At 68.4% G+C, this 23162-nt stretch carries 23 protein-coding genes; 9 read left to right on the top strand and 14 right to left on the bottom strand.

What is annotated here, in order from left to right; translation table 11 throughout:
• Positions 1–45: 45 nt before the first annotated feature.
• Positions 46–1278 (bottom strand): MFS transporter, encoded by a 1233-nt coding sequence (locus H3H55_RS27775; protein ID WP_193101024.1) that lies wholly within the window; start codon positions 1276–1278, stop codon positions 46–48.
• A 153-nt stretch (positions 1279–1431) separates the two neighbouring features.
• On the opposite strand from H3H55_RS27775, the gene H3H55_RS27770 reads away from it, so the two are divergent.
• Together H3H55_RS27770 and H3H55_RS27765 are read left to right on the top strand one after the other, a co-directional pair.
• Positions 1432–1902: a winged helix-turn-helix transcriptional regulator gene (locus H3H55_RS27770; RefSeq protein WP_193101023.1), complete on the top strand. Its 471-nt coding sequence runs from the start codon at positions 1432–1434 to the stop codon at positions 1900–1902.
• Between the two features lie 68 nt (positions 1903–1970).
• Positions 1971–2906 carry a hypothetical protein gene (locus H3H55_RS27765; RefSeq protein WP_193101022.1) on the top strand — a complete coding sequence of 312 codons (936 nt, stop codon included), beginning with the start codon at positions 1971–1973 and terminating at the stop codon, positions 2904–2906.
• Positions 2907–2925: 19 nt separating this feature from the next.
• On the opposite strand, the gene H3H55_RS27760 is transcribed toward H3H55_RS27765, so the two are convergent.
• From H3H55_RS27760 to H3H55_RS27750, 3 genes are all read right to left on the bottom strand, one after another.
• Positions 2926–4383 carry an MFS transporter gene (locus H3H55_RS27760; protein WP_193101021.1) on the bottom strand — a complete coding sequence of 486 codons (1458 nt, stop codon included), beginning with the start codon at positions 4381–4383 and terminating at the stop codon, positions 2926–2928.
• 202 nt (positions 4384–4585) lie between these two features.
• Entirely contained in the window at positions 4586–5371 is a 786-nt protein-coding gene (locus H3H55_RS27755) for a helix-turn-helix transcriptional regulator (protein ID WP_193101020.1), read from the bottom strand.
• A 26-nt stretch (positions 5372–5397) separates the two neighbouring features.
• Positions 5398–5739 (bottom strand): FKBP-type peptidyl-prolyl cis-trans isomerase, encoded by a 342-nt coding sequence (locus tag H3H55_RS27750; RefSeq protein WP_048250201.1) that lies wholly within the window; start codon positions 5737–5739, stop codon positions 5398–5400.
• Between the two features lie 581 nt (positions 5740–6320).
• Between H3H55_RS27750 and H3H55_RS27745 the strand changes: the two genes are divergently transcribed.
• Positions 6321–7238, top strand: a complete 918-nt coding sequence (locus tag H3H55_RS27745) for a metal-dependent hydrolase (RefSeq protein WP_193101019.1) — start codon at positions 6321–6323, stop codon at positions 7236–7238.
• A gap of 450 nt (positions 7239–7688) precedes the next feature.
• Positions 7689–9161, top strand: a complete 1473-nt coding sequence (locus H3H55_RS27740) for a sigma-54 dependent transcriptional regulator (protein ID WP_193101018.1) — start codon at positions 7689–7691, stop codon at positions 9159–9161.
• 28 nt (positions 9162–9189) lie between these two features.
• Here H3H55_RS27740 and H3H55_RS27735 read toward each other — a convergent pair whose 3' ends face one another.
• Entirely contained in the window at positions 9190–9576 is a 387-nt protein-coding gene (locus H3H55_RS27735) for a GtrA family protein (RefSeq protein WP_193101017.1), read from the bottom strand.
• Positions 9577–10652: 1076 nt separating this feature from the next.
• On the bottom strand, positions 10653–11435 hold the full coding sequence (locus H3H55_RS27730) for an ABC transporter substrate-binding protein (protein ID WP_048250204.1): 783 nt from the start codon (positions 11433–11435) through the stop codon (positions 10653–10655).
• A 247-nt stretch (positions 11436–11682) separates the two neighbouring features.
• Between H3H55_RS27730 and H3H55_RS27725 the strand changes: the two genes are divergently transcribed.
• Positions 11683–12102 (top strand): MbcA/ParS/Xre antitoxin family protein, encoded by a 420-nt coding sequence (locus H3H55_RS27725; RefSeq protein ID WP_048250205.1) that lies wholly within the window; start codon positions 11683–11685, stop codon positions 12100–12102.
• A 2-nt stretch (positions 12103–12104) separates the two neighbouring features.
• Positions 12105–12800 (top strand): RES family NAD+ phosphorylase, encoded by a 696-nt coding sequence (locus H3H55_RS27720; protein WP_193101016.1) that lies wholly within the window; start codon positions 12105–12107, stop codon positions 12798–12800.
• Positions 12801–12866: 66 nt separating this feature from the next.
• On the opposite strand, the gene H3H55_RS27715 is transcribed toward H3H55_RS27720, so the two are convergent.
• The gene (locus H3H55_RS27715; protein ID WP_193101015.1) at positions 12867–13598 is read right to left on the bottom strand and encodes a metallophosphoesterase; all 732 of its coding nucleotides are present in this window, start codon (positions 13596–13598) and stop codon (positions 12867–12869) included.
• A 137-nt stretch (positions 13599–13735) separates the two neighbouring features.
• Between H3H55_RS27715 and H3H55_RS27710 the strand changes: the two genes are divergently transcribed.
• The gene (locus H3H55_RS27710) at positions 13736–14389 is read left to right on the top strand and encodes a DUF1345 domain-containing protein (protein ID WP_048250208.1); all 654 of its coding nucleotides are present in this window, start codon (positions 13736–13738) and stop codon (positions 14387–14389) included.
• Positions 14390–14395: 6 nt separating this feature from the next.
• Here H3H55_RS27710 and H3H55_RS27705 read toward each other — a convergent pair whose 3' ends face one another.
• On the bottom strand, positions 14396–15064 hold the full coding sequence (locus H3H55_RS27705) for a glutathione S-transferase (protein ID WP_193101014.1): 669 nt from the start codon (positions 15062–15064) through the stop codon (positions 14396–14398).
• A gap of 96 nt (positions 15065–15160) precedes the next feature.
• The gene (locus H3H55_RS27700) at positions 15161–15868 is read right to left on the bottom strand and encodes a class I SAM-dependent methyltransferase (RefSeq protein WP_129516845.1); all 708 of its coding nucleotides are present in this window, start codon (positions 15866–15868) and stop codon (positions 15161–15163) included.
• A gap of 304 nt (positions 15869–16172) precedes the next feature.
• Here H3H55_RS27700 and H3H55_RS27695 point away from each other — a divergent pair, with 304 nt between their 5' ends.
• On the top strand, positions 16173–17813 hold the full coding sequence (locus H3H55_RS27695) for a DUF3459 domain-containing protein (RefSeq protein WP_193102183.1): 1641 nt from the start codon (positions 16173–16175) through the stop codon (positions 17811–17813).
• Positions 17814–17892: 79 nt separating this feature from the next.
• On the opposite strand, the gene H3H55_RS27690 is transcribed toward H3H55_RS27695, so the two are convergent.
• The 5 genes from H3H55_RS27690 to H3H55_RS27670 all read right to left on the bottom strand — a co-directional run bounded on the left by H3H55_RS27690 (position 17893) and on the right by H3H55_RS27670 (position 22599).
• Positions 17893–18477, bottom strand: coding sequence for a thiamine phosphate synthase (locus tag H3H55_RS27690; RefSeq protein WP_193101013.1), 585 nt, complete (start codon positions 18475–18477; stop codon positions 17893–17895).
• 28 nt (positions 18478–18505) lie between these two features.
• Entirely contained in the window at positions 18506–19849 is a 1344-nt protein-coding gene (locus H3H55_RS27685) for a hemolysin family protein (protein WP_129516847.1), read from the bottom strand.
• Between the two features lie 80 nt (positions 19850–19929).
• On the bottom strand, positions 19930–20709 hold the full coding sequence (locus H3H55_RS27680; RefSeq protein ID WP_193101012.1) for a sensor histidine kinase: 780 nt from the start codon (positions 20707–20709) through the stop codon (positions 19930–19932).
• A 67-nt stretch (positions 20710–20776) separates the two neighbouring features.
• Entirely contained in the window at positions 20777–21700 is a 924-nt protein-coding gene (locus H3H55_RS27675; RefSeq protein ID WP_129516849.1) for a DMT family transporter, read from the bottom strand.
• Positions 21701–21741: 41 nt separating this feature from the next.
• Positions 21742–22599 (bottom strand): LysR family transcriptional regulator, encoded by an 858-nt coding sequence (locus tag H3H55_RS27670; protein ID WP_193101011.1) that lies wholly within the window; start codon positions 22597–22599, stop codon positions 21742–21744.
• A gap of 109 nt (positions 22600–22708) precedes the next feature.
• On the opposite strand from H3H55_RS27670, the gene H3H55_RS27665 reads away from it, so the two are divergent.
• Entirely contained in the window at positions 22709–23092 is a 384-nt protein-coding gene (locus H3H55_RS27665) for a tautomerase family protein (RefSeq protein WP_047901420.1), read from the top strand.
• Positions 23093–23162: the final 70 nt, after the last annotated feature.

The following is a 23162-nucleotide window of genomic DNA, read 5'->3' as shown; positions in this document are numbered from 1 at the left end:
GGGCGGGCCGGCTTTTCCTGATTCCCTTGGCATCACCGGCACACGTCATGCTCGCCTGAGCGTCGCGGCCCATACGCCGAGCGCGGCAACGCTCACGACCGCACCGAGCGCACAGACGCCCGTCCATCCGGCGCGCGCATACATCATCGTCGACGCAATCGCGCCCAGCCCGCTGCCGGCCGAGTAGAACAGCATGTAGCAGCCGACGAGGCGCGCATGCGCGTCGGGACGTGCACCGAGAATCATGCTCTGGTTGACGACATGGACGGCTTGCCCGCCGATGTCGAGCAGCACGATGCCAATGATCAGCAATGCAATCGACGTATCGCCGAACGCGAGCGGCAGCCACGAGAGCGCGAGCAGCGCGAGTGCGGCGCCGGTCGTCGTTTCGCCGCGCCCGCGATCCGCGAGCCGGCCCGCACGCGTGGCCGCCGCCGCGCCCAGTGCGCCGACCAGGCCGAATGCGCCGATCTGCGTATGCGACATCGAATGCGGCGGCGCGCTCAGCGGCAGCACGAGCGCGCTCCAGAAGATGCTGAACGCCGCGAACATCAGCAGCGCGATCGCGCCGCGTACGCGCAGCACGCGTTCATCGCGCAGCAGCGCCACCATCGAGCGCAGCAACGCCGCGTAGCCGATGCGTTCGCGAGGTCCGTTCGTGTCGGGCAACAGCCGTGACAGCACGACGAGCATGGCGATCGCGAGCGCGCCCGACACGAGGTAGACCGCGCGCCAGCCGGCCACGTCGGTGACGACGCCCGCCAGCGAGCGCGCGGCTAGCAGCCCGATCACGACGCCGCCCTGCGCGGCACCCACCACGCGCCCGCGTTCGCCGGCGCCCGCGAGTGCGGCCGAGCACGCGATCAGCCCTTGCGTCATCGCGGTGCCGAGCAGGCCGACCGCGACCATTCCCGCCAGCAGCGCGATGCGCGTCGACGCCGCGGCCACGCCGATGCAGGCCGCCGTCAGCAGCAGAAGCTGCACGGTGATCAGGCGCTTGCGGTTCAGCAGGTCGCCGAGCGGCACGACGAACAGCAGCGCGAGCGCACAGCCGAGCTGCGTCGCGGTAATGACGCCGCCGACGGCCGCTTGCGACACGCCGAAATCCCGCGCGATCGAATCGAGCAGCGGCTGCGCGTAGTAGACGTTCGCGACGCTCGCCGCGCAGCAGACGGCCAGCAGCGCGACGCTGGCCGCGGACAGGCGGCCGCCGTCGGCCGGATGCGCCGCGTTCGATGCGTTTGACGGCACGGTGCTTGAATGACAGGAAGACTCCACGGGTTTCCTCACGCAATGTAGTTGCAATTTGAAACTAGTGTGAGTGTAGGAAAAGTAGTTTTAAAATGCAACTTGTTGTGCGGCGGGCGACGGGCCCGCGCACGGATGGCCGGCGCTGCCGCGAAGGCGGCCGGCACGATTGCGGAGAGGAACATGGCCAGGCAGAAAAGTCTTGCGGATTCGCCGTGCCCGGTGGCGCGGGCGACCGATATCGTCGGCGATCGCTGGGCGTTGCTGATCGTGCGCGATGCGTTCGACGGCGTGCGCCGGTTCGGCGATTTCCGCGCGAGCCTCGGCGTCGCGAGCAACATCCTGTCCGACCGGCTCAGGATGCTGGTGGACGCCGGTGTGTTCGACGTCGTGCCGGCGTCGGACGGCAGCGCGTATCAGGAGTACGCGCTGACCAAAAAGGGCGAGGGGTTGTTTCCGGTCATCGTGATGCTGCGGCAGTGGGGCGAGGCGAACCTGTTCGCACGCGGCGAGCCGCATTCGGTGCTGGTCGATCGCCACACGGGGCGGGCGATCCGCAAGCTCGCGCTGCGGCACGACGACGGGCGGCCCGTGAAGGCGGCCGAGACGATCGTGCGGAAGCTCGACGACGAAGCAGGCGCGACGCGGCGGTGAGCGTCATGCGAGGCAGTCGCACCGTCGGATAGACTGTCGCGATCGTCGTCGACCGGAGCCGCATCACCATGACCCATCCGCTGGATTCCGCCGGCTATCGGCTGCTGCTCGACCTGCAGCGCCGTATCCACGACCACTGCGAGCGCGAGGGAGCCGAGGACGGGCATGACCATACGGATCCGGCGGAACCGTTGTGGCAGACCGATTTCAACCATGTCGTCGTCGCGCCGATGCGGGCCGGGCTGCATGTCCGGTACTTCGGCGACGCGTGGGAGGAGCCGTTCGACTGGACACTGCAATGTCTTGCGGACCGGCACGTCGCGGATCTCGTGACCGATCTGGCGTTCAGCGGCCCGGACGAAGGGGCGAACGGCACGCGCGAATGGGATTTCGGTCCGCTGCTCGATTCGGACGCGCGCTTTCCGATGCTGCGTTCGCTGTACGTGAAGCCGACCGAGCCGGCCGATCACAACCTGTCGATGATCGTTCGCCGGGACCTCATCATGGAGGAGGGCGGCGAGATTGCCCGCTTCGCTGCGAAGGCGCCGTTTCTCACCGAGCTGGCGGTGCCGAATGCACCCGATGCGCACTTCTTCGAGGTGCCGCTGCCGCATCTGAACCGGCTGCGCATTGGCGGCGGATACGACACGCAGCAGTTCATCGATCGTCTTGCCGGCAGCGACAACCTGCTGTCGCTCGGCTGGCTCGATTTTTCCGAATCGACGGAGCTGCACTCGACGTGGAAGCACAAGCGCGATGCCGGCAGCGTGACGTCGTTCGATGTCTACGAGCGTTTGCTGAAGAGCAACGCCGGCCAGCGGCTCCACACGCTGACGTTGAGGAATACCTGTCTCGATCGCGAACAACTCGAAGCGCTGCAGGCACTGCATCCGCGGCTTCAGTTCATGGTGATCCAGGCCGGCAGTGGCGGCTACGTGAGTCATTTCAAGGACAACGTTTTTCCGTGGCGTCACCTGATCCAGCGCGACCCCGGCGAAGCGTGACCGCGATGAACGCACACGGTCAATCCGCAGCCGGCAGCGCCTGACTCGCGGGCGACGCGCCGCGATGCGCATCGGGCCGGACCAGTGTCGCGAGCAGCGCGGCCGTGACCAGCAGCGCGACCGATACGGCCGTTTCGATCCGCAACCCGTCCACGACCTGCCACGCGCCGCCGCCACCGGCGAGCGCACCGAACGCCGCCACGCCCATCGCGCCGCCGGCCTGCCGCGCGGTATTCAGCACGGCCGACGCGATGCCGGCCCGCTCGGGTGCGACCGACGCGAGCACGGCCGTCGTCATCGCCGGCACCGCGAAACCCATGCCCGACGGAATCAGCAGGAATGGCACGAGCAGGAAGGCCAGCGGCGTCGACGCGTCGACGAAATGCAGCGACCCGTAACCGAGCGCGGCGACGAGCGCACCCGCCAGCATCGGCATGCGCGGGCCGTGACGTGCAACGATCCGGCCGCTCGCAAGATTCGACAGCAGGAAACCGCCCGTCAGCGGCAGGAACGCGAGGCCCGCCTGCAATGCCGATTCGCCGCGTGCGCGCTGCAGGTAGAGCGCGAGCACGAACACGGTGCCGTAGTACGTGAGGTTCACGCAGATTCCGAACAGCACGGCCGCGCTGAACGTGCGATGGCGGAACAGCGACAGCGGCAGCATCGGCGTGGCCGTACGCGATTCGACCGCGACGAACGCGAGCGCGGCGAGCGCCGCCAGCGCGAAACCGCCGGCGACGACCGGATGCGCGAAGCCGAGCGGCCGCCATTCGATCACGGCGCCGGTCAGCGCGGTCAGCATCGCGATCGCGATGAGCTGGCCGCGCAGGTCGAGCGCGCGGCCGGACCGGGACGGTGCGGCCGGTGCCGCAGTCGCCGCAGTCGCACGGCGTGCGGGCACCCATGCGAACGCGGCCGCGAGCCCCGCCGCGCATAACGGCAGGTTCACGAGGAAGATGCCGCGCCAACCCCACGCCGCGATCAGCAGGCCGCCGACGACCGGGCCGGCCGCGATCGAGATCGAGCCGGCCGCCGTCCACCAGCCGACGGCGCGCGCGCGCAGGTGCGGGTCGTGCCGGCACGCGTCGTTGAGCAGCGCGAGCGAATTGGGCAGCATCGCCGCGGCGCCGACGCCCTGCAGCGCGCGGGCCGCGATCAGCATCGCGGGCGCACTCGCGGCGCCGCACGCGAGCGATGCGAGCGCGAACAGCACGAGGCCCGCGACATACAGGCGGCGCGCGCCGAAGCGGTCGCCGAGCGCGCCGCCCGACAGCATCAGCACCGCGAACGCGAGCGTGTACGCATCGACGACCCACTGCAGGCCGGCGACCGGCAGGTGCAGGTCGGCGGCGAGATGCGCGAGCGCGATGTTGACGATCGTCACGTCGAGCTGCGTCACGACGAAACCGATGCTGACGGTCGCGACGACGCGAGCGAGCGCGGGCGGGAAGACGGGGGAGGGTGTGGTCGTGTTCATGCGTCCATCGTAGGACGCGGCGGGTGGGCGATGTTTCAGCGGGACGTGAAGCGTCGATACGCGCGATGCGATGGGGCCGGGCTGCGAATGTGCAGAAGCCGAAAGCGTGGAAGACGAAGGCTATGAAAGGACCGATACGGGTGCGGCCTGCACGAACCGTGCAGCTACATGCGTTGTCGCGTATTCCGCAGAACGGATCCGCTCAGTGGCGCTCGCCGCGCCAGCGTCCCGGTGCGACGCCGAAGCGTTTCGTGAACGCATGCGTGAACGTGCTCTGGTCCGCGAAGCCGACCATGCCCGCGATGTCGACGAGCGGATGCCGGCCGTCGGCGAGCAGCACGATCGCTGCGTCGAGCCGCAGCCGCTGCAGGTAGCGATGCGGCGTTTCGCCGAATGCGTCGACGAACAGTTGATGAAACCGGCGCATCCCGTAGCCGCAGTGCGCGGCGAGATCGGCGATGCGCAGCGGCTCGGCGAGCCGTGCGCGCAGCCAGCGGTCGATGCGCGCGAAATCCAGGCCCGACTCGAGGCCCGACAGCGGCGCGGCGATGCCGGCGTCGTCGAGCAGCGCGCCGCACAGGCGCGCGGCGGCCTGCCACTGGAAACGGTGCGCGGCGGCCTGTCGTGCGTCGCCGGCCGGCGCATCGAGCTGCGCGGCGGCCGCTGCGACTTGCGCGACGAGCGACGTCAGGGCCGGATCGATCGACACGGCGCGCGCGCGGTCGAACAGCCGCTGCGGCACCGCGAGCGACGCGGCGGGCAGGTCGATCACGAGCTGGCGATTGTCGCCGAGGCCCGCGTAGTCGTGGCGCGCGCCGGCCGGAATCAGCCAGGCCGCGTGCCGGTCGATGCGCTGGCCGATACCGTCCACCGCCATCACCATCGCGCCATCGACGCCGAGCACGACCTGATGGAAGTCGTGCACGTCCGACGCTTCGCACGTGTCGTAGCGGCGCAGCGCGATGGCGGGGGAGGCGATGCGTTCCATCGAACGGAAACCGGCCGGTTGCGTCGTCAGATGGCGAGCAGTTCGACTTCGAACACGAGCGTCGCATTCGGCGGAATCACGCCGCCTGCGCCGCGCGGGCCATAGGCGAGTTGCGGCGGGATCGTCAGGCGACGCACGCCGCCGACCTTCATGCCCTGCACGCCTTCGTCCCAGCCCTTGATGACCATGCCGCCGCCGAGCACGAACGCGAACGGGTCGTTACGGTCCTTGCTCGAATCGAATTTCTGACCGTCGGTCAGCCAGCCCGTGTAGTGGACGCTGACGGTCTGGCCGGCTTGCGCGACATCGCCGGTGCCTTCGGTCAGGTCTTCGTATTTGAGGCCCGATTCGGTCGTGGTGACAGACATGACTTCTCCTGAAAGAGGTTTCGTAAAACCGCTATTGTAGGCGAGCGCGCAGCGGGCCGTCGCACGTGGCGATTGCCCCGCGGCCGGCGTGTCGCGGACGGTCGCGGGCCGCGGCGCCCGCGATGGCCCGAAGCGCAAATGGAACGCGCGTTTGAATTTTTCGCGGGCCGCGCGCCCGAGGTTGCACCACGCGAGTGCGCCGCGTGTATGAATCGGTGCTACCGGGGCGGCCAGCCGCGTGCCGCATGTCGCCTCTGGATGCCGCGAAACGCCCGCCGCACCGGGCTTTCGCGGCGACGGCGGGGCGCCGTGCCGACCGCCGCGCATCGCTCGCCAGCCGGTGCGCGCGTTCGAATCGCGGCGCGTCCGGGCGCCGTTCGAGCGCCGTTTTTTCCACCGTTTCGACCGTGCCCTGTTTGGAAGCGCGCATCTACCGCGCGGCTTGCGCGCGCCGGCGCGGGCGGCCTATCTTTACATCTGTCGATGTCAAGATTTTGGCGGTGCGCGACGCGCCGCCGGGGCCCGCGCCGGCCGTGTCGGATGACGCGCCGGGCCGCTCCGGAACAAGGAGAACGATCAACATGAAGTCAGCCGCTTCCGCCACCGCAGCCGGGATCATGCCGGTGCGCCGCGACCTGCGCTTCGACCTGCCGGTCGAACGCGCGAAGGACTGGCATGGCCTCGGGTCGCACGTGACCCATTTCTTCAACGCGCTGTCGCTGCTGTTTCCGGCCGGCGAGCGCTTCTTCATGGATTCGGTGCGCAATTACCGCGACCGGATCGACGATCCCGTGCTGAAGCAGCAGGTGCTCGGCTTCATCGGCCAGGAAGCGATGCATACGCGCGAGCACGTCGAATACAACGAGCTGATGCAGGCGAACCACCTGCCCGCGCGCAAGCTCGACAAGCGCGTGTGGGCGGTGCTCGGCTTCATGAAGCGCAAGCTGCCGCATTCGGTGCAGCTCGCGCATACGGTCGCGGCGGAGCACTACACGGCGATGCTCGCCGACTGGCTGCTGCGCGACCCGACGCGCCTCGAAGGCTCGGTCGAAGGCTACCGCCAGATGTGGATCTGGCACGCGCTCGAGGAAACCGAGCACAAGGCCGTGTCGTTCGACGTCTGGAATGCCGCGATGAAGCCGGGGCCGCGCCGTTATCTGATCCGTATCGGCGTGTATCTGCTGACGACGCTGACGTTCTGGCCCACCGTGTTCCTGATGCACGTGACGCTGCTGTGGCGCGATCGCGGCGCCGGGCATCACGTGCGCGGCATGCTGCGGATGCTCGCGTTCCTGTACGGGCCGCGCCGCGGGCTGTTTCCGCGCATCGCGGGCGAATGGCTGAGCTTTTTCCGGCCGAGCTTCCATCCGTGGGATCACGACAACCGCCACCATCTCGCGCGGGTCGACGCGCTCGCCGCCACGTATGGCGAACACGACGGCACGCCGGCCGGCCGCGGCCGCGCGAACGTACCGGTGCCGCTCGCGTCGGGCCGGTGACGCATCCGCCGCGCCGCGATGCGCGGTGCCGGATCGCGCCTGTTGCGTTCGTGCATCAACCGACTTCCTCTGACGATTGACCGAAGTCAATCGGAACCGGTAGCGCGGGTATACGCCTGCCCGGTCGACTGGCCGCGCGGGCGCTCCCCGGCGCAGCACTTTTGCGTCCGCCGGATCGCATGCGCGCGCGGCGCGCCAGCACCGGCGCGGCTTTGCGGGCAGGTTGCCCGTCTTTCCCGAGTTCGCGCCGCGCCCGCCACCGGGATAACACCCATCTAGCCGCACGCCTGCCGTATCGATATACCGTTCATGACAGTGTCCACCCCGGCGCGATTCATGCGCAGGGGGATTTTATTCGGACGGAAATGCGGCCAATATGTCGGTTCTATCGAGGTCGTCGCACGCGGCGGCGAGCCGATGCGCGATACCAACGCCAAGCGGGGAACAACGATGGTTGCAAGGTCACCCGACGCAAACGGGCATGCGGCGCCCGAGCTGACGCATGTGTCCGTCACCGCTCCCGAAGCCGGACGCAAGCTGTTCGTGATCATGCGTTCGCCCGACGAGCCGTTGCTTGCGCAACTGCGCGAGCTTGGCTGGGAGATTGCGGTCGCAAAGACCGCCGGCGCCGCGCAGAACATGACTTCCGGCGTGAGCGTGGCCGCCGGGCTGGTCGATTTCACCGGGTTCACGTCGCGCGAATATCCGGCGCTGAAGGCGTGCCTGAGCCAGCCGGCGATCGGCTGGATCTCCATCGCGCAGGCCGGCATCACGATCACGCCCGCCGTGCGCGAACTGATTCGCAGCTATTGTTTCGATTACGTGACGCTGCCGCTGCCCTACGAATGGATTTCGCATGTGCTCGGCCATGCGCGCGGGATGGCCGCGCTCGATCGCGTCGACGGCGCGGCCTATGCGGCGTCGATCGGCGAACACGGGATGATCGGCAACTGCGAGGCGATGCAGCAGCTGTTCAGCACGATCCGCAAGGTCGCGAAGACCGACGCCAGCGTGTTCATCTCGGGCGAGTCGGGCACCGGCAAGGAACTGACGTCGCTCGCGATTCACGAGCGTTCCAGCCGCGGCAAGGGGCCGTTCGTCGCGATCAATTGCGGCGCGATTCCGCATCACCTGCTGCAGTCGGAACTGTTCGGCTACGAGCGCGGTGCGTTCACCGGCGCGAACCAGCGGCGCGCGGGCCGGATCGAGTCGGCGAACGGCGGCACGCTGTTTCTCGACGAAATCGGCGACATGCCGGTCGAAAGCCAGGCGAGCCTGCTTCGTTTCCTGCAGGAAGGGAAGATCGAGCGGCTTGGCGGGCAGGAATCGATCGCGGTCGACGTGCGGATCATTTCCGCGACGCACGTGGATCTCGACGGCGCGGTCGAGGCCGGGCGCTTCCGCGCGGATCTGTATCACCGCCTGTGCGTGCTGCGTATTCACGAGCCGCCGCTGCGCGCGCGCGGCAAGGACATCGACATCCTCGCGCACTACGTGCTGCAGAAATACAAGGCCGACAGCGGCCGCAAGATCAGCGGTTTCACGTCGGCCGCGCTCGACGCGATGCGGCGCTATGAATGGCCCGGCAATGTGCGCGAGCTGATCAACCGCGTGCGGCGCGCGATCGTGATGGCCGAGAGCCGGCTGCTGACGCCGCACGATCTCGGGCTCGACACGCCCGGCGAAACCGAACCCGTGACGCTCGAACAGGCGAGGGCGCTCGCCGAGCGCACCGCGATCGAGAACGCGCTGCTGCGCAACGATCACCGGATCAACAAGGCCGCCGCCGAACTCGGTATCTCGCGCGTGACGCTCTACCGGATGATGATCGAGCACGGGCTCAACGATCACGACAACAACGGCGACAACGGCGGGCATGACGGCGCGCCGTCCGGCGACACGGGGCATCAGCGGGTCGGTTGAGCGGCGCACGATGCGCGCGTGAACCGGTTCAGCGATAGGTCCAGAGCCGGTGCAGCACGAACGTGACGGGCGGCACGCACAGCACGACCGCGACGACGCTCCATGCGCGCGCAAGCCTGAGCGTCTCGGTGCCGTGCGCGAGCAGCATCGTCACGACGAGGCCGGCCAGCGCGACGGCGAGAAAACGCACGAAGTTGCCCCACGTCACGGGCGACGAAAAACTCCACAGCGTGTTGGCGAGATACGAGAACGTGGTCGAGCAGGCGAACGCCGTCGCGTTCGCGATCACGGGCGTTGCGTCGAACAGCGCGAACATCGCCGCCGCGATCAGCGCATGCAGCGCGGTCGAGCCGAGGCCCGACACGCCGAAGCGGATCAGTCTGGTGCGTTCGGCGACATAGGCGGTGCGGATCATCGAGGGCGGTCTTGCGGGCAGGGTGGTGTCGCGGGGCGCGGGTCGGTGTCGCAGTATAGCCGCGCGATCGGCCGTCCCGGCACACGCCATTCCCTCTCGCGGACGACCTGCATCCCCCGGGCTGCCGACCGCATGTAAAGCGCATGAAACATTTCGTCTGGGCAGCCGGGCGAATTTGCGCGGCGAATCGGGCCGATCGGCTGGACGCCCGTCGGTAAAAATTCCGTGGTCCATTGTTCAGCCTTATCCGGCAAGGCTTGGCCGCCACGCGGCCGACGCACGCCGCGCATCGCATGTTTCAGTTTCGCAACTTCCGGCATTCCGCGCCCGTTCCGGCTGCCGCCCGGACCGGCCAACCCCTTGTCCGGACGGGCTCGCGCGAAGCTGGCCCGCTCCTTGCGAATGAGGGCATGCGAAAGTCGACAACGCGAGGTCTGTCCGGTCCGGCAGCGAACCCTGTCAATACCGGCCAGGATGCAGTCCGCGGGGATGCGGCGGCGGAACGCGGCACAGCAGTTGCGTTCCGGCGAGCACGGACCGTCGTCGCCTGATCGTCGGAGCACCGGCATCGTCCGGTTGCCGATACAACATCAGACTGAAAACGGGGTAGAAAAATGATCGATCATCACACGCCGCTGCCGGCAGGCCGCGATCGCAGTGATTCGGCGCATCGCCGGTCGAACCTCGCTCTCGCAGCGGGCCGGCATGCATCGACAGGCCATCTCTCCGCGCCCGGTGCGAGGCGGATCCGGCTGATTGCCGGTCATCCGCGCCGGGTCGGCACTTTCCTGCACGCGAACCCGATTCGCAAGGGCATGTGCGCACGGGCGCCGATACCTCGACGCCCGGTCTTCGCCTACTGAACGAAGTCGCACGCCATCCGGATGCATGGCCCGTCGCTCCCGTGAGTGATTGATCTGCAATCCGAATGATGTATGGAACGTCGCGCGATGCACGCGGCGGATGAAGCATTCGATGTGACGGCGAACGGCGCAATGCCGTTGCCGTCCGGTGGTGAGGGGAGGGCGGTCGGACGCGCGCGACGGGTGGTGTGCCCGTACGCGCGCGACGCCGTTTCAGCCGCCGTAGATGTCGAAGTCGAAGTACTTCGATGCGAGCCGCTTGTAGGTGCCGTCCTTGACCATGTCGACGATCGCGCGGTCGATCTTCGCCTTCAGGTCCGTGTCCTCCTGGCGCAGCCCGATGCCGGCGCCGATGCCGAGCACCTTCTCGTCGACGAGTTCGGGCCCGACGAACGTGTAGTTCGCGCCACGCGGCGATTTCAGGAACCCGATCGCCGCCTGTACTTCATCCTGAAGCGCCGCGTCGAGGCGGCCCGAGGTCAGGTCCGCATACACGCCGTCCTGGTTCTGGTACGACACGACGTTCGCACCTTGCTTGCCCCAGTACGCCTTCGCATACGTCTCCTGCGTCGTGCCCTGCTCGACGCCGATCGACTTGCCCTTCAGCGATTCGGCCGTCGGCAGCAGCGGCGAACCCTTCTTCACGACGAGCCGCGTCGGCTGGTTGTAGATCTTCGTCGTGAAGCCGATCTGCTGCGCGCGCTGCGGCGTGATCGACATCGACGACAGCACCGCGTCGAACTTCTTCGCCTTCAGCGCGGGAATCATCCCGTCGAAATCGTTCTCGAGCCACACGCACTTCGCCTTCAGGCGCGCGCAGATCTCGTTGCCGAGGTCGATGTCGAAACCGACGAGCTTGCCGTCGGGCGCCTTCGACTCGAACGGCGCGTAGCTGGCATCGGTGCCGAACCGGATCGTGCTCCAGTCCTTCGCGACGGCGGGGCCTGCGGATACCGCGAGCAGGGCGATCGAAACAGCGGCAATCAGTCTCTTCATGTGCGTTCCTTGGCGGGGGGCTTCCGGTTTCTGTACGACACGGTTCCGCGGACGCGAACCGCGTCTGCACGCGGGGTCCGCACGGCCATTAACGCAGAAAATAAAATAAGAGTCCAGAATGGACAAAAAATATCGTTTTGTCGGATGCGCGGGGCGGCCACCGCTGGACGGTCGGCGGGTGTCGACCCTTGCAAAAATACGAAAATGGACTAATCTTGTTAGTAGATTCATTTCGAGACTAACGATCATGTCACAGCCCGCCTACGAATCGCATTCCGCCCCGCCGCAGGCTTCGGTCGCGCAGATGTCGGCGGCCGGCCTGCGTGCGTTTTTCAACATCGCGCGCGACTGGGAGCTGACGATCGACGAGCAGATCGTGCTGCTCGGGTCGCCCGGCCGTTCGACGTTCTTCAAGTGGAAGGCCACGCCGGCATCGGCGCGCCTGCCGCGCGATACGCTCGAGCGGCTATCGCTGCTGCTCGGCATCTACAAGGCGCTGCAGATCCTGCTGCCGCAGCCGGCCGCGGCAGACGCATGGGTCAAGCGGCCCAACGATGCGGCGCCGTTCGGCGGCAAGCGCGCACTCGACCGGATGCTGGCCGGCAACGTCGGCGATCTGGTCGCGGTCCGGCAATATCTCGACGCGATGCGAGGTGGCTGGGCGTGACGATGCCGATCGAATCACAACAATGGCCCACGACCGCAGTCGACTGGGCACCTGCCTATCGCGTGATCCCCACCCGTTTTCCGGCGATCAACCTGTTCGACCGCGTTGCGTCATCGGACGATTTCGACGCGCTTTACGCGCTCGAATCGCTGACCAACGACCGCATCCGCAACGAAGTCGGCACGCTCGATCTCGTGCCGACCGCCGAGCGCCGCTACGGGCTGGGCTGGGGGCCGATCATGGCCGCGTTCACGCACCTGAATCCGCAGGGCAGCCGCTTTTCCGACGGCAGCTACGGCGTGTTCTACTGCGCCCGCTCGCGCGATACGGCGATCGCCGAAACGCGCTATCACAGCGCGCTGTTCATGGCGGCGACCAGGGAGCCACCGATGCGCCAGCAGATGCGGCTCTACACGGTGTTCGCGCAGGGCGCCGTGGCCGACGTGCGCACGTGGCCGCAGCGCGATCCGGCGTTGCTGCATCCGCTCGATTACAGCGCGGGGCAGGCGCTCGGCCGCGCGGTGCGCAATGCCGGCGGCGCGGGAATCGTCTATCCGTCGGTGCGCGATCCGAGTGGGGAGTGCTTGGCGGCGTTCCGCACCGCGCTGCTGCGCGACTGCCATCACGCGGCCTATCTCGAATACAACTGGAACGGCACGGCCGTCGACGCGGTGTTCGAGCTGAGCCAGGTCGGTTAGGTCGCGCGCGTCCGTCCGCATGCCGTTGCCGGTGCGAAGGTGCGAAGGTGTGAATACGTAAAGACGTTACGGCAGCGGCCAGTCGCCCGCGTGGCGTTCGCGCGCTTCGGCCTGCGTCATCGACCACGTGCTGCCGGTGCGCGGCTCGGCGAGCGTGAGCCGCCCGGACGGCGAGAACGCGCCCGTGTCGATGAACCATTGCGCGCCGATCCGCTGCGGCGCGCGCACCGGCGTATGCCCGGTGCAGGTCAGCGACAGCCCAGCCTGCCGCGCGGGATCGGCGAGCCCCTGGACGAGATCGCGGCCCCAGATCAGCCGCTCGCGCACGTCGTGCGAATAGCTGCCCGTGTCGAGGTCGGCGTCCGAGCCGAAGAATTCCGCATGCAGCACGTTGAAGCGCCCGGTGCCGTCGCCGATCACGCGCACCAGCGGCAGCGCGTCGACGCGCGCCGCATGTGCGTGCAGCCGTTCCGGCGGCAGGTCTGCGCCCCAATCGCCGCCGATCCCGCGCCATGCGTCGGGCGACAGCTTGCCGCGCGACACGAGGCTCATGACTTCCTCGTGATTGCCGCGCACGACGTGGCACCACGGGCGGTCGAGCAGGTCGAGCGTGGTTTCGGATGCGGGGCCGCGGTCGACGAGATCGCCGACCGAGAACAGGCGGTCGCGAGCCGGATTGAAGCGGATGTCGTGCAGCAGCGCGCGCAGCACGTCCACGCAGCCGTGCAGATCGCCCACGACGAAGTCGCGGCCGGCCGTGTTCGCGGGATGGCGGCAGAGGGGGGCGGTGGCAGTCATCCCCTTATCTTAGGCGCTCGCGCCCATCGCCACGTCACGATGGAATGGCGATAATCGGGGGCGGTACCCGCCGGTGCGGCGCAGCGGGCCTCTCGCGCGCCGGCCGAACCCTTTCCATCCGCTTTCGGAATTTCACGATGACGTTTTATCCGCAGGTATTACGCAACCGCCCGCGCATGGTCGCGGCGTTCGTCGCGGGCTTGCTGTGCGCGGTGCTGCTGCCGTTTCCGTTGCGTCCGACCGTGCGTGCGCTGATCGGCTGGGATTGCGCGATCTGGCTGTATCTCGCGCTGATGTGGGTGCGCATGGTCACCGCGCACCATCACAAGGTGCGCGAAATCGCGATCCGCGAGGACGAAAACGCCACCACCGTGCTGACCGTCGTGTGCCTCGCGACGGTCGCGAGCGTGGCCGCGATCGCGATCGAGCTGGCGACGGCCAAGGGCGTCGGGTTTCGCGCGGGGCTCGGCCATTACGCGGTAACCGGCGCGACGCTGTTCGGCGCATGGTTCCTGATCCCGACGATCTTCACGCTGCACTACGCGCGGCTCTACTACGGCTCGCCGAGCAGCGACCGCGCGCTCCGCTTCCCCGACCAGCACCCCGAACCCGATTACTGGGATTTCCTGTATTTCGCATTCACGCTCGCGGTCGCATCGCAGACGGCCGACGTGTCGCTGACGAACCGTTCCGCGCGGCGCTCGGTGCTCGCGCAGTCGATCCTGTCGTTCTACTTCAACATGGCCGTGCTCGGGCTGTCGATCAACGTCGCGGCGGGATTGCTGAGTTGACGCCGGTTACTTGAGCAGTTCGTACGGGCCGCCCCGTTCCAGTGCCCGCTGGTACGCGGGCCGCGCGTGGATCGCATCGAGAAAGCGCGCGATCGCGGGATGCCGGCTGCTGCCCCCGCGCGCGGTCGCGGCTTCGAGCGGAAAGCTCATCTGGATGTCGGCTGCGCTGAAGCTATCACCGACGAACCAGCCGGTGCGGCTCAACGTGTCGTCGATATAACCGAGATGCAGCGCGATCTGCGGATCGACGAAACCCGACTGCAGCGTCGCGGCGATCTTGCGTGCGATCGGCCGCGCGAAGAACGGCATCGGCGCATGCGCGATCCGCAGCGCGACGAGCTTGAGCAGCAGCGGCGGCATTGCCGACCCTTCCGCGTAGTGCAGCCAGTACGTGTAGTCGTGCCGCTCCGGCGTGCCGGGCGGCGGCGCGAGGCGACCGTTGCCGTAACGTTCCACCAGGTACTCGATGATCGCGCCCGATTCCGCGAACGTGCGCCCGTCGTCGGTGACGACGGGCGACTTGCCGAGCGGATGGATCGCACGCAGTGCGGGTGGCGCGAGCATCGTTTTCGGATCGCGCTCGTAGCGCACGATCTCGTACGGCACATCCAGTTCTTCGAGCAGCCAGAGCACGCGCTGCGAGCGCGAGTTGTTCAGGTGATGGACGGTGAGCATGTCGAGGCCGGAAGGGGGGCGGGAACGACATCATACCTAGCGCGCATCGCGTGCACGCGAATCGCGTGGCGGGCCGTTTCGAGCCGCTTCGAGCCGTTATGCGCGCCGCACCGCGATCCACGCGCCCCAGAACAGGCTCGCGAAAAACCGCAGCGGCGCATCGAAGCCCGCATCGCGCAGCAGGCCGAAAACGGCTTCCTCGGACCCCGGCGGATCGGCGCCCTGCAGGATCTTCGCGAGTTGCGCGCGCACGGCGTCGGGCGTGGCGCCCTTCATGCGCCAGCGCTGCTGCCACGCGTCGAGCAGGCGCGGGTGGTCCGCGTAGCGGCGATGGTTGCCGGCGAGCACGAGCGGCGCGCCGGGCTTCAGGCGCCGCGCGATCGCGTGCAGCAGCGCGGCCTTCGCATCGTCGCCCGGGACATGGTGCAGCACGCCGATCAGCGTCGCGCCGTCGAACGCAGGTGCGTCGGGCAGCGCATCGACGCCGTCTTCGACGAACGTCGTGCGTGCGCCGAAGCCCGCGGCTTCGACGTTCGAGCGCGCGAGCGCGAGCATCGGCGCGGACGGGTCGACGGCCGTGAACCGCCAGCCCGGCTCGAGCGCGGCCGACACGCAGATCTCCTGCCCGGTGCCGCCCGCGCCCGCGACGAGGATCCGCGCATCGGCGGCGCCGATCGCGGACGCGAGCATGCACGCGGTGAGTTCATGGCACGCATCGTAGCCGGCGAGTGCGATGCGGGATTGCTCGGCGTATTCGTGCGCGCGTGCCGGATCGAATTTCGCGGCGCTGGCGGGAAGCGACATGGCGGGGTCCTCGGGTCGGGTGCGGACGACGTGTCCGCGAGCATGGCGCAGAGCGTAAGCGTGTGCGGTTAGCGCAACAAGGCGAGCGATCATTCCGGTATGCCGACTACCCGACTCGGCGCGTGCCGGCACGCCGGTTTTCCAGGGGTCGATTCGTATTTAAAAATGTCCAACCACGCCGCATCGAGGTGGCGAATCCGGCGCATACTCGTTTCTCTCCCCCCGCCTGGCCATCGCATGCCGGGCCCCGATGCGCCGCGCCGCTGGCGCGGCCATGCCGCTCGGCACGCACGAGGAGCGCATGATGTCCGATTGTCCGCACGATCCGTATGCGCAGCACTACATTCATTGTTTGCCGTTCGGCGCACAGCCCTGTGGCGCGCTCTGCGCGACGCCGCGCACGCATTTTCGCGTGTGGGCGCCGGGCAGCACGCAAGTCCAGCTCGAACTCGATACCGGCTTCGGTCCGACCTTCGTCCCGATGGCGGCGGCAGGCCCGAACTGGTTCGAAGTCTTCGCCGATTGCGGTGCGGGCGAGCGTTACCGCTATCGCCTCGACGATGCCGTATCGATTCCCGATCCCGCGTCGCGCTCGCAACCCGAAGGGCTCAACGGCCCGAGCGAGGTCGTCGATCCGCGCGCGTTCACGTGGCGCCACACGTTCTGGCGCGGGCGCCCGTGGGAAGACATCGCGCTCTACGCGATTCGCCCGCATGCAGTGGGCGGCTTCGAAGGTGTGCGCCGCCGCCTGCCGCAACTCGCGCGCCTCGGCGTGACCGCGCTGGAACTGCTCGCGTCGCCGCACGACAGCCTGCCGTTCGCGCCGCTCGCGGCCGAAGGCGGCCCCGATGCGCTGAAGGCGCTGATCGACGACGCGCACGGCTACGGTCTCGCGGTGCTGCTGGAACTCGACTACGCGCGCTTCGGCAGCGGCACCGACGCGCTGCGCCACTACGCGGCGCCGTTCTTCCATACGCGCGACGATCCGCTGCAGGCGCCGCCGCTGGCGCTCGATCATCCGGAAGTCTGCGATTTCTTCTGCGACAACGCGCTGTACTGGATCGACGAATACCGTTGCGACGGGCTGCGCCTGCGCGAGGCCGACCGGATCGGCGTGTCGTGGCTGCGCGAGATCGCGGACCGCGTGCGCGCGGCCGTGCCGGCCGACCGGCTGATCCATCTCGTGCTCGGCAGCGAGCGGCATCCGGCGCATCTTGCCGATACCCATTTCGATGCGCAGTGGAACGGTTGCGGCGAACGCGCGCTGCACCGGCTGACGGGGCGCGATACGTCGCCACACGAAGGCATTTCCACGCACCAGTCGATCCACACGCTCGCCCGCGCGCTGACCGCGTCCGGCACGGCCTTCCAGCCCGAAGGCATGGGCGCCGACAGCGGGTTGTCGTTGACGTCGCTGGTGTTGTCCGATGGCGCGTGGCGCGACAGCGGCCTGGGCGACCCGGCGCAAGCGGGCGGTCTGGCCGCGCTCGCGCTGTCGCTGCTCACGCCGCAGATCCCGCTGATCTTCGACGAAACCGCGCGCGACGCCGATCGTGCGCATTTCGTGCAGTCGGCGCTCGCGGTGCGCGCGAAGCTGATCTCGCCGCGGCTGTCCGATTGCCGGCCGCAGGACGCGCATGCGCTGAAGGCGGACGGCGACGGCGATGCCGACGCGCTGCTCGCATCGTGGCGGCTCGCCGACGACGAGACGTTGACGATCGCGTTGAATCTGTCGCCCGATGCGGTGCCGTTCGATGCGCCGAGAGGGCAGGTCGTGTTCGAGACGCCGGCGCGTGCGCGCGACCGCGTCGATGAAGGGGAATTGCCGCCGTATTCGCTCGTCGCGTGGCTGACGGGCGACGTCAACCGGTATGCGCTTACGCACGACGCGCGTCTCATCGACGACGGTTCGTGGCGCGGCGTGCGACCGAACCTGAACGCATGAGCGTGTGAAAGCGTGAGAGCGTGATTGTCCGACGGCCGGGCGCAGCAGCGCCCGGCTTGCGCTGCAGATACGCCCAGAGTTACCAGAACCCGCGAATACCCGCGATACCGTACGCGCCGTGGCGGCGCGCATCGCCGAGGTGTGCGCGCGTCATCCCGCCGAGCGCGTAGACGGGCATCGCCGCTTGCGCGGCCAGCGCGCCGAAATGTTTCCAGCCGAGCGCTGGCGCGCCGGGATGGCTGAGCGTCGGCAACACGGGCGACAGCGTGACGAAATCCGCGCCGGCGCGTGCGGCCAGCAGCAGGTCGTCGTGTGTGTGGCATGCGGCCGACACCCATCGCCCGGCCGGCAACGGCCGCTGCGTGGCGGCGCGCAATGCCGCGCCGTCGAGATGCCAGCCGGCGCCGTCGAGCCGCATCACGCCGGCCGCATCGATCGGGCCGTTGAGCATCAGGTGCGCGCCTGCCGCTTCGCAGCGCGCGAGCGCCGCGGCGGCGAGCCGCGCGAACGCGGCCGCGTCGAACGATTTCACGCGCAGTTGCACGAGCGTTTCACCGCGCGCGAGCACGGCCGCCAGCCGGTCGACGAACGCCGCGCAATCGGCTGCCGACGCGGACACCGGTTCCGGCGTGATCACGCAGCAGCGCGGCAGCGTTGCATTCATCGCGTGCGGCGACGACCACGAAAGGCCGTCATTCGTCGGCCTCCTTCGCGATCTTCGGATAGACGCGCACGAGCACGATACGCGGCCCGTTCATCTTCTTCACGACGACGTCGAAGCGGTCGAACGACACGCGCTGTCCTTCGGTCGGCAGGTCGCTGAGCGCCTGGATCACGAGGCCGCCGACCGATTCCGCGCGGCCTTCGTCGATGTCGATGCCGAGCGCCTGCTCGAGCGACACGACGGGCAGGCTGCCCTTGCCCATCAGCGTGCCGTCGTCGAGGCGGCTCCAGTCGGCGTCGCCCTGGCGGAACTCGTCGTGGATCTGGCCGACCAGCGCGCCGAGCAGGTTGTCGAGCGTCAGGAAGCCGATCGGCTTCTCGCCCTTGTTGCCGACCAGCGCGAAGTGCGGCGCGCCCTTGCGGAAGCGGCGGAACAGGTCGAGCGCCGGGGTGTCGGGCTTCACGTACTGCACCGGGCGCACGTAGTCGGACAGGTCTTCGAGTGCCGCACCGGCGTGACGTGCGAGCAGCAGGTCCTTCAGGTGGATCAGCCCGCTCACCTGTTCGCGCGACGCATCCTCGAACAGCGGATAACGGCTGAAACGGTGCCGCGCGACGATCTCCATGTTGTCCGGCAGCGGCAGGTCGCGCCGCAGGCCGATCATTTCATGCGCCGGCCGCATCAGGTCCGACACGGTCATCGACGAAAAATCGAGCGAATGCGCGAGCGTGTTCCACTCGTCGTTGCTGTACGTGCCGCGCGCGGGCTGGGCCGCGTTGCCGGCCGTGCTGCGGCGGCTGCGCAGGATCAGCTTCAGCTCGTCGGTCGAGTAGTGCGCGTCGCCGCCGTGGTCGGCCGACAGCCCCGCGAGCCGCAGCACCGCGTTGGCGCTGTTGTTGAGCACCCAGATCGCCGGATACATCGCCCAGTAGAACGCATACAGCGGCAGCGCGACCCACAGGCCGACCTTCTCGGACTGGCGGATCGCCATCGATTTCGGCGCGAGCTCGCCGACGACGATGTGCAGGAACGAGATCAGCGAGAACGCGAACACCAGCGAGATCAGGTGCACGACGCGTTCGGACTGCACGCCGATCAGGTCGAGCAGCGGGCCGATCAATTGCGCGAAGGCCGGTTCGCCGACCCAGCCGAGGCCGAGCGACGCGAGCGTGATGCCGAGCTGGCACGCGGAAAGATACGCGTCGAGCCGGCCGTGCACGATGCCGAGGATGCGGCCGCGCAGGCCGTGCTTGCGGGCCAGTGTCTTGACGCGCGTGGCGCGCAATTTGACGAGGCCGAATTCGGCCGCGACGAAAAACCCGTTCAGGGCCACCAGGAACAACGCGCCGATGAGCGCGAAGATCTGTACCAAAGAATCGCTCCGGTTATGTAAGGCCCATCAGTATAGAGCCAGAAAGGAATTTGTAATGTATCGAGCGAACGGCCGATGACTTACACCGGCGCCTCGCAGGGGACGGAGAACGTGATGACGGCGGTTGCGCCGTCGGCGAACGCGGTATGCGACAACGTGCCGCCGTGCGCGAGCGCGACGCGCTGGCAGAGCGCGAGCGCCCAGGCGATCCGCTTCGCATCGCGCTCGCGCAGCATCTCGCGGCGCGCGAACGATTCGAACGCGTGCGGCTGCGCGGGATCGGCGAGTGCGTCGGCGTTCACGGTGCAGGTGGCGCGCGCGACGAACTGCGCGCCGTCGCGCGCGCACGCGAACGTCACGCGGCCGCCGGTGGCGCTGGCCTCGACGGCGGCCGTCAGCATCGTCCAGAGTGCCTGCGCGATGCGTTCGCGGTCGGCGGTCAGCGACGGTTCGCCGTCCGGCAGCGTTGCATCGAGCGCGACCTGCCGTGCATCGGCGAGCGCAAAACGGACCAGCGCGAGCGTGTCGTCGAGCAGCGCGCGCAGCGCGAACGGCCGCGGCGCGATCGCGAGCGTGCGGGTTTCCGCGCGCGGCGCGTCGAGCACGTCGTCGATCAGCGCGACTTGCTGGTCGATGCCCGTGCGGATGCCCGCGAGCGCGCGTTGCAGGTTGGGGTCGGCGCTGGCGAGCTGGCGTTCGAGCACGTACGCCCAGCTATGCATCGCGTTCAGCGGGCTGCGCAGGTCGTGCGATGCGGTGGAGAGCGCCTGGTCGCGCAGGAACAGCGCCGCCTCGGTGGCGTAGTGCGCTGCGCGTTCGCGCAGCAGGTCGGCGGCGGGATCGACGGAAGTGGACGTCACGGAGCAGGCCTGTCGGAAGCGGTTGGCGTGGAAGTCACGCGAACCGCCATTATAGGGACGGTGCGTGTCACGCCGGCAGCGCGTCCTCGTCCTTTTTCCGGGCGTCGCCGTTCGGCAGCAACTGGCACGCGAGCAGACCGGCCAGCATCAGCGCGCAGCCGAACAGCGCGCGCAGCGTCAGCGTTTCGCCGAGCGCGGCCCAGCCGGCGATCGCCGCGAACACGCCTTCCATGCTGAAGATCACGGCTGCGTGCGCAGGCGCCGCGTCGCGTTGCGCGACGACCTGCAGCGTATAACCGACGCCGACCGACAGCAGCCCGCCGTACAGCAGCGTCGGCAGCGCGCCGCGCAGCATCGCGACGCTGACCGGCTCGATGACGAGGCCTGCCACGAGGCACGCCACGCCGCATACGGCGAACTGCATGAACGCGAGCACGAGCGGATCGTGGCGCTTCGCGAGATGGCCGACCGCCATCACGTGCGCGGCGATGATGACGGCGCCCGCGAGCTGGAACCAGTCGCCGTAGAGCACCGAGAAATGCTCGTCGATGCTGAGGAAATACAGGCCGATCGCCGCGAGCAGCGCGCCGAACCAGGTGCCCGCGCCGATCCGGTGACGCGCGAACACGCCCATCAGCGGCACAATCACCACATACAGCGAGCTGATGAAGCCGGCGTTGGCGACCCGCGTGTACTGCAGGCCGAATTGCTGCAGCGAGATCGACACGGCGAGCAGCCCGCCGAGCGCGAGGCCCGGCAGCAGCAGCGCCGGATCGCGGCGGATCGCCGCGAGTTGCGCGCGCGATGCCGCGTTGAGCATCAGCAGCGGAACCAGCACGAGCGCGCCGAGCAGGAAGCGCAGCCCGGTGAACAGGAACGGCCCGATCACGTCGAGGCTCAGGCGTTGCGCAACGAAAGCCGTGCCCCAGATCGCGGCGGCGGCGAGCATCAGCAGGTTGGCGCGGAGGTGCTTGCGGGCTTCGGGCTTCATCGGAATTCTTCAGGAGATTGCGGGCGGCGGAACCCGTTAGTTTACGCCGAGATTGCAAGGCTGTCGGCAAACCTGCGCAACGCGGCGGCTGCGCGTGCGTCGCGCACCCGCGAATACAGCACGACCTGCGACAGCGGCAGCGGCGGCAGCCCGAATTTCGCGCCGACGTCGACCAGCGTGCGCGGCGCGACGCGACGCGCGAGCGGGCAGACGGCGAGCCCCGCCGCGGCGGCGGCCGTGACCGCCGCGACCCCGCCGCCGGTGAAGCGCTCGCGCCACGGCCGCCCCGCAAGGTCGAGCGCGCGCAGCGCGGCGGCCCGTACACCGCACGGGCCGGCCAGCACCGCGAGCGGCAGCGGCTCGTCCGCGCGCGGTGCCCAGTCCGGCGCGGCGAGCCAGGCCAGCGGTTCGGTAAACAGCAGCGCGCCGTCTTCGCGCGGCGGATCCTCGCCGGGTTCGTGCCGCACGATCGCCGCGTCGAGCCGGCGTTCGTCGTATTGCACGAGCAGGCTCGACGACATCCCGAGATGCATTTCCAGCGACAGCCCCGGATCCTGCCGATGCAGGCTCGTGAGCACGGCCGGCAGGTCGGGCACCGCGACGTGCTCGCTGACGCCGAGCGACAGGCGATGCGTGCCGGCCGAGATCGCGCCGAGCGCGTGGTCGTGCGCGTCGAGCAGCGCACGGGCGGCCGGCAGGAAGTTCTCGCCGTCGGCGGCCAACTTGACCACACGCGGCGTGCGCTCAAGCAGCGGCTTGCCGAGGTGGGCTTCCAGCCGCTTCAGCTTCAGGCTGACGGCCGATTGCGTGGTGCCGAGCGCATCGGCGGCGCGCGTGAAGCTGGCGAGATCGGCGACCAGCACGAACGCGCGCACGGCATCGAGGTCGAGTACTTTCATTTCAGATGTAAATGGATGAAATATGCGTCGATGGCTGTTTATTATAGTTCGGTGGACCTAACCTGACGCCGTGTTTCCGTTCTTCAATGTCACCGACAGGAGCAGGACCATGCCATTCACCCGAATCGCAGTGCGCGAAGGCAAACCGGCCGCCTACCGCGCGGCACTCGTCGACGGCGTGCATCGCGCGCTGATGCACACGTTCAACGTGCCCGAGGACGACATCTTCATGGTCGTGACCGAGCATGCGGCCGAGAACTTCGTGTTCGGCCGCCATTACCTCGATATCGAACGCAGCGACGATCTCGTGATGATCCAGATCACTGCGAACAACACGCGCACGCTCGAGCAGAAGCGGGCGTTGTACCGGACCATTGCGGAGAACCTCGCGCAGCAGCCCGGCGTGCGGCAGCAGGACGTATTCATCAGTCTCGTCGAGGTGCTGAAGGAGGACTGGTCGTTCGGCAACGGCATCGCGCAATACGCCGTTTGATGTGCGACAGGGCGACAGGGCCAGATCGTCGCCTGACCGGTTTTCCGACGTGTACTATGGAAGTTGCTTC

Origin of the sequence: Burkholderia sp. Z1 (assembly GCF_014893795.1) — a bacterium.
Classification (GTDB): Bacteria; Pseudomonadota; Gammaproteobacteria; order Burkholderiales; family Burkholderiaceae; genus Burkholderia; species Burkholderia theae.
This window is presented reverse-complemented; position numbering and strand designations above follow the sequence as displayed.

Coding starts and splice junctions, on each gene's coding strand:
- H3H55_RS27770 (WP_193101023.1), top strand. CDS start 1,432: ATGGCCAGGCAGAAAAGTCTTGCGGATTCGCCGTGCCCGGTGGCGCGG.
- H3H55_RS27765 (WP_193101022.1), top strand. CDS start 1,971: ATGACCCATCCGCTGGATTCCGCCGGCTATCGGCTGCTGCTCGACCTG.
- H3H55_RS27760 (WP_193101021.1), bottom strand. CDS start 4,383: ATGAACACGACCACACCCTCCCCCGTCTTCCCGCCCGCGCTCGCTCGC.
- H3H55_RS27755 (WP_193101020.1), bottom strand. CDS start 5,371: ATGGAACGCATCGCCTCCCCCGCCATCGCGCTGCGCCGCTACGACACG.
- H3H55_RS27750 (WP_048250201.1), bottom strand. CDS start 5,739: ATGTCTGTCACCACGACCGAATCGGGCCTCAAATACGAAGACCTGACC.
- H3H55_RS27745 (WP_193101019.1), top strand. CDS start 6,321: ATGAAGTCAGCCGCTTCCGCCACCGCAGCCGGGATCATGCCGGTGCGC.
- H3H55_RS27740 (WP_193101018.1), top strand. CDS start 7,689: ATGGTTGCAAGGTCACCCGACGCAAACGGGCATGCGGCGCCCGAGCTG.
- H3H55_RS27735 (WP_193101017.1), bottom strand. CDS start 9,576: ATGATCCGCACCGCCTATGTCGCCGAACGCACCAGACTGATCCGCTTC.
- H3H55_RS27730 (WP_048250204.1), bottom strand. CDS start 11,435: ATGAAGAGACTGATTGCCGCTGTTTCGATCGCCCTGCTCGCGGTATCC.
- H3H55_RS27725 (WP_048250205.1), top strand. CDS start 11,683: ATGTCACAGCCCGCCTACGAATCGCATTCCGCCCCGCCGCAGGCTTCG.
- H3H55_RS27720 (WP_193101016.1), top strand. CDS start 12,105: ATGCCGATCGAATCACAACAATGGCCCACGACCGCAGTCGACTGGGCA.
- H3H55_RS27715 (WP_193101015.1), bottom strand. CDS start 13,598: ATGACTGCCACCGCCCCCCTCTGCCGCCATCCCGCGAACACGGCCGGC.
- H3H55_RS27710 (WP_048250208.1), top strand. CDS start 13,736: ATGACGTTTTATCCGCAGGTATTACGCAACCGCCCGCGCATGGTCGCG.
- H3H55_RS27705 (WP_193101014.1), bottom strand. CDS start 15,064: ATGCTCACCGTCCATCACCTGAACAACTCGCGCTCGCAGCGCGTGCTC.
- H3H55_RS27700 (WP_129516845.1), bottom strand. CDS start 15,868: ATGTCGCTTCCCGCCAGCGCCGCGAAATTCGATCCGGCACGCGCGCAC.
- H3H55_RS27695 (WP_193102183.1), top strand. CDS start 16,173: ATGTCCGATTGTCCGCACGATCCGTATGCGCAGCACTACATTCATTGT.
- H3H55_RS27690 (WP_193101013.1), bottom strand. CDS start 18,477: ATGAATGCAACGCTGCCGCGCTGCTGCGTGATCACGCCGGAACCGGTG.
- H3H55_RS27675 (WP_129516849.1), bottom strand. CDS start 21,700: ATGAAGCCCGAAGCCCGCAAGCACCTCCGCGCCAACCTGCTGATGCTC.
- H3H55_RS27670 (WP_193101011.1), bottom strand. CDS start 22,599: ATGAAAGTACTCGACCTCGATGCCGTGCGCGCGTTCGTGCTGGTCGCC.
- H3H55_RS27665 (WP_047901420.1), top strand. CDS start 22,709: ATGCCATTCACCCGAATCGCAGTGCGCGAAGGCAAACCGGCCGCCTAC.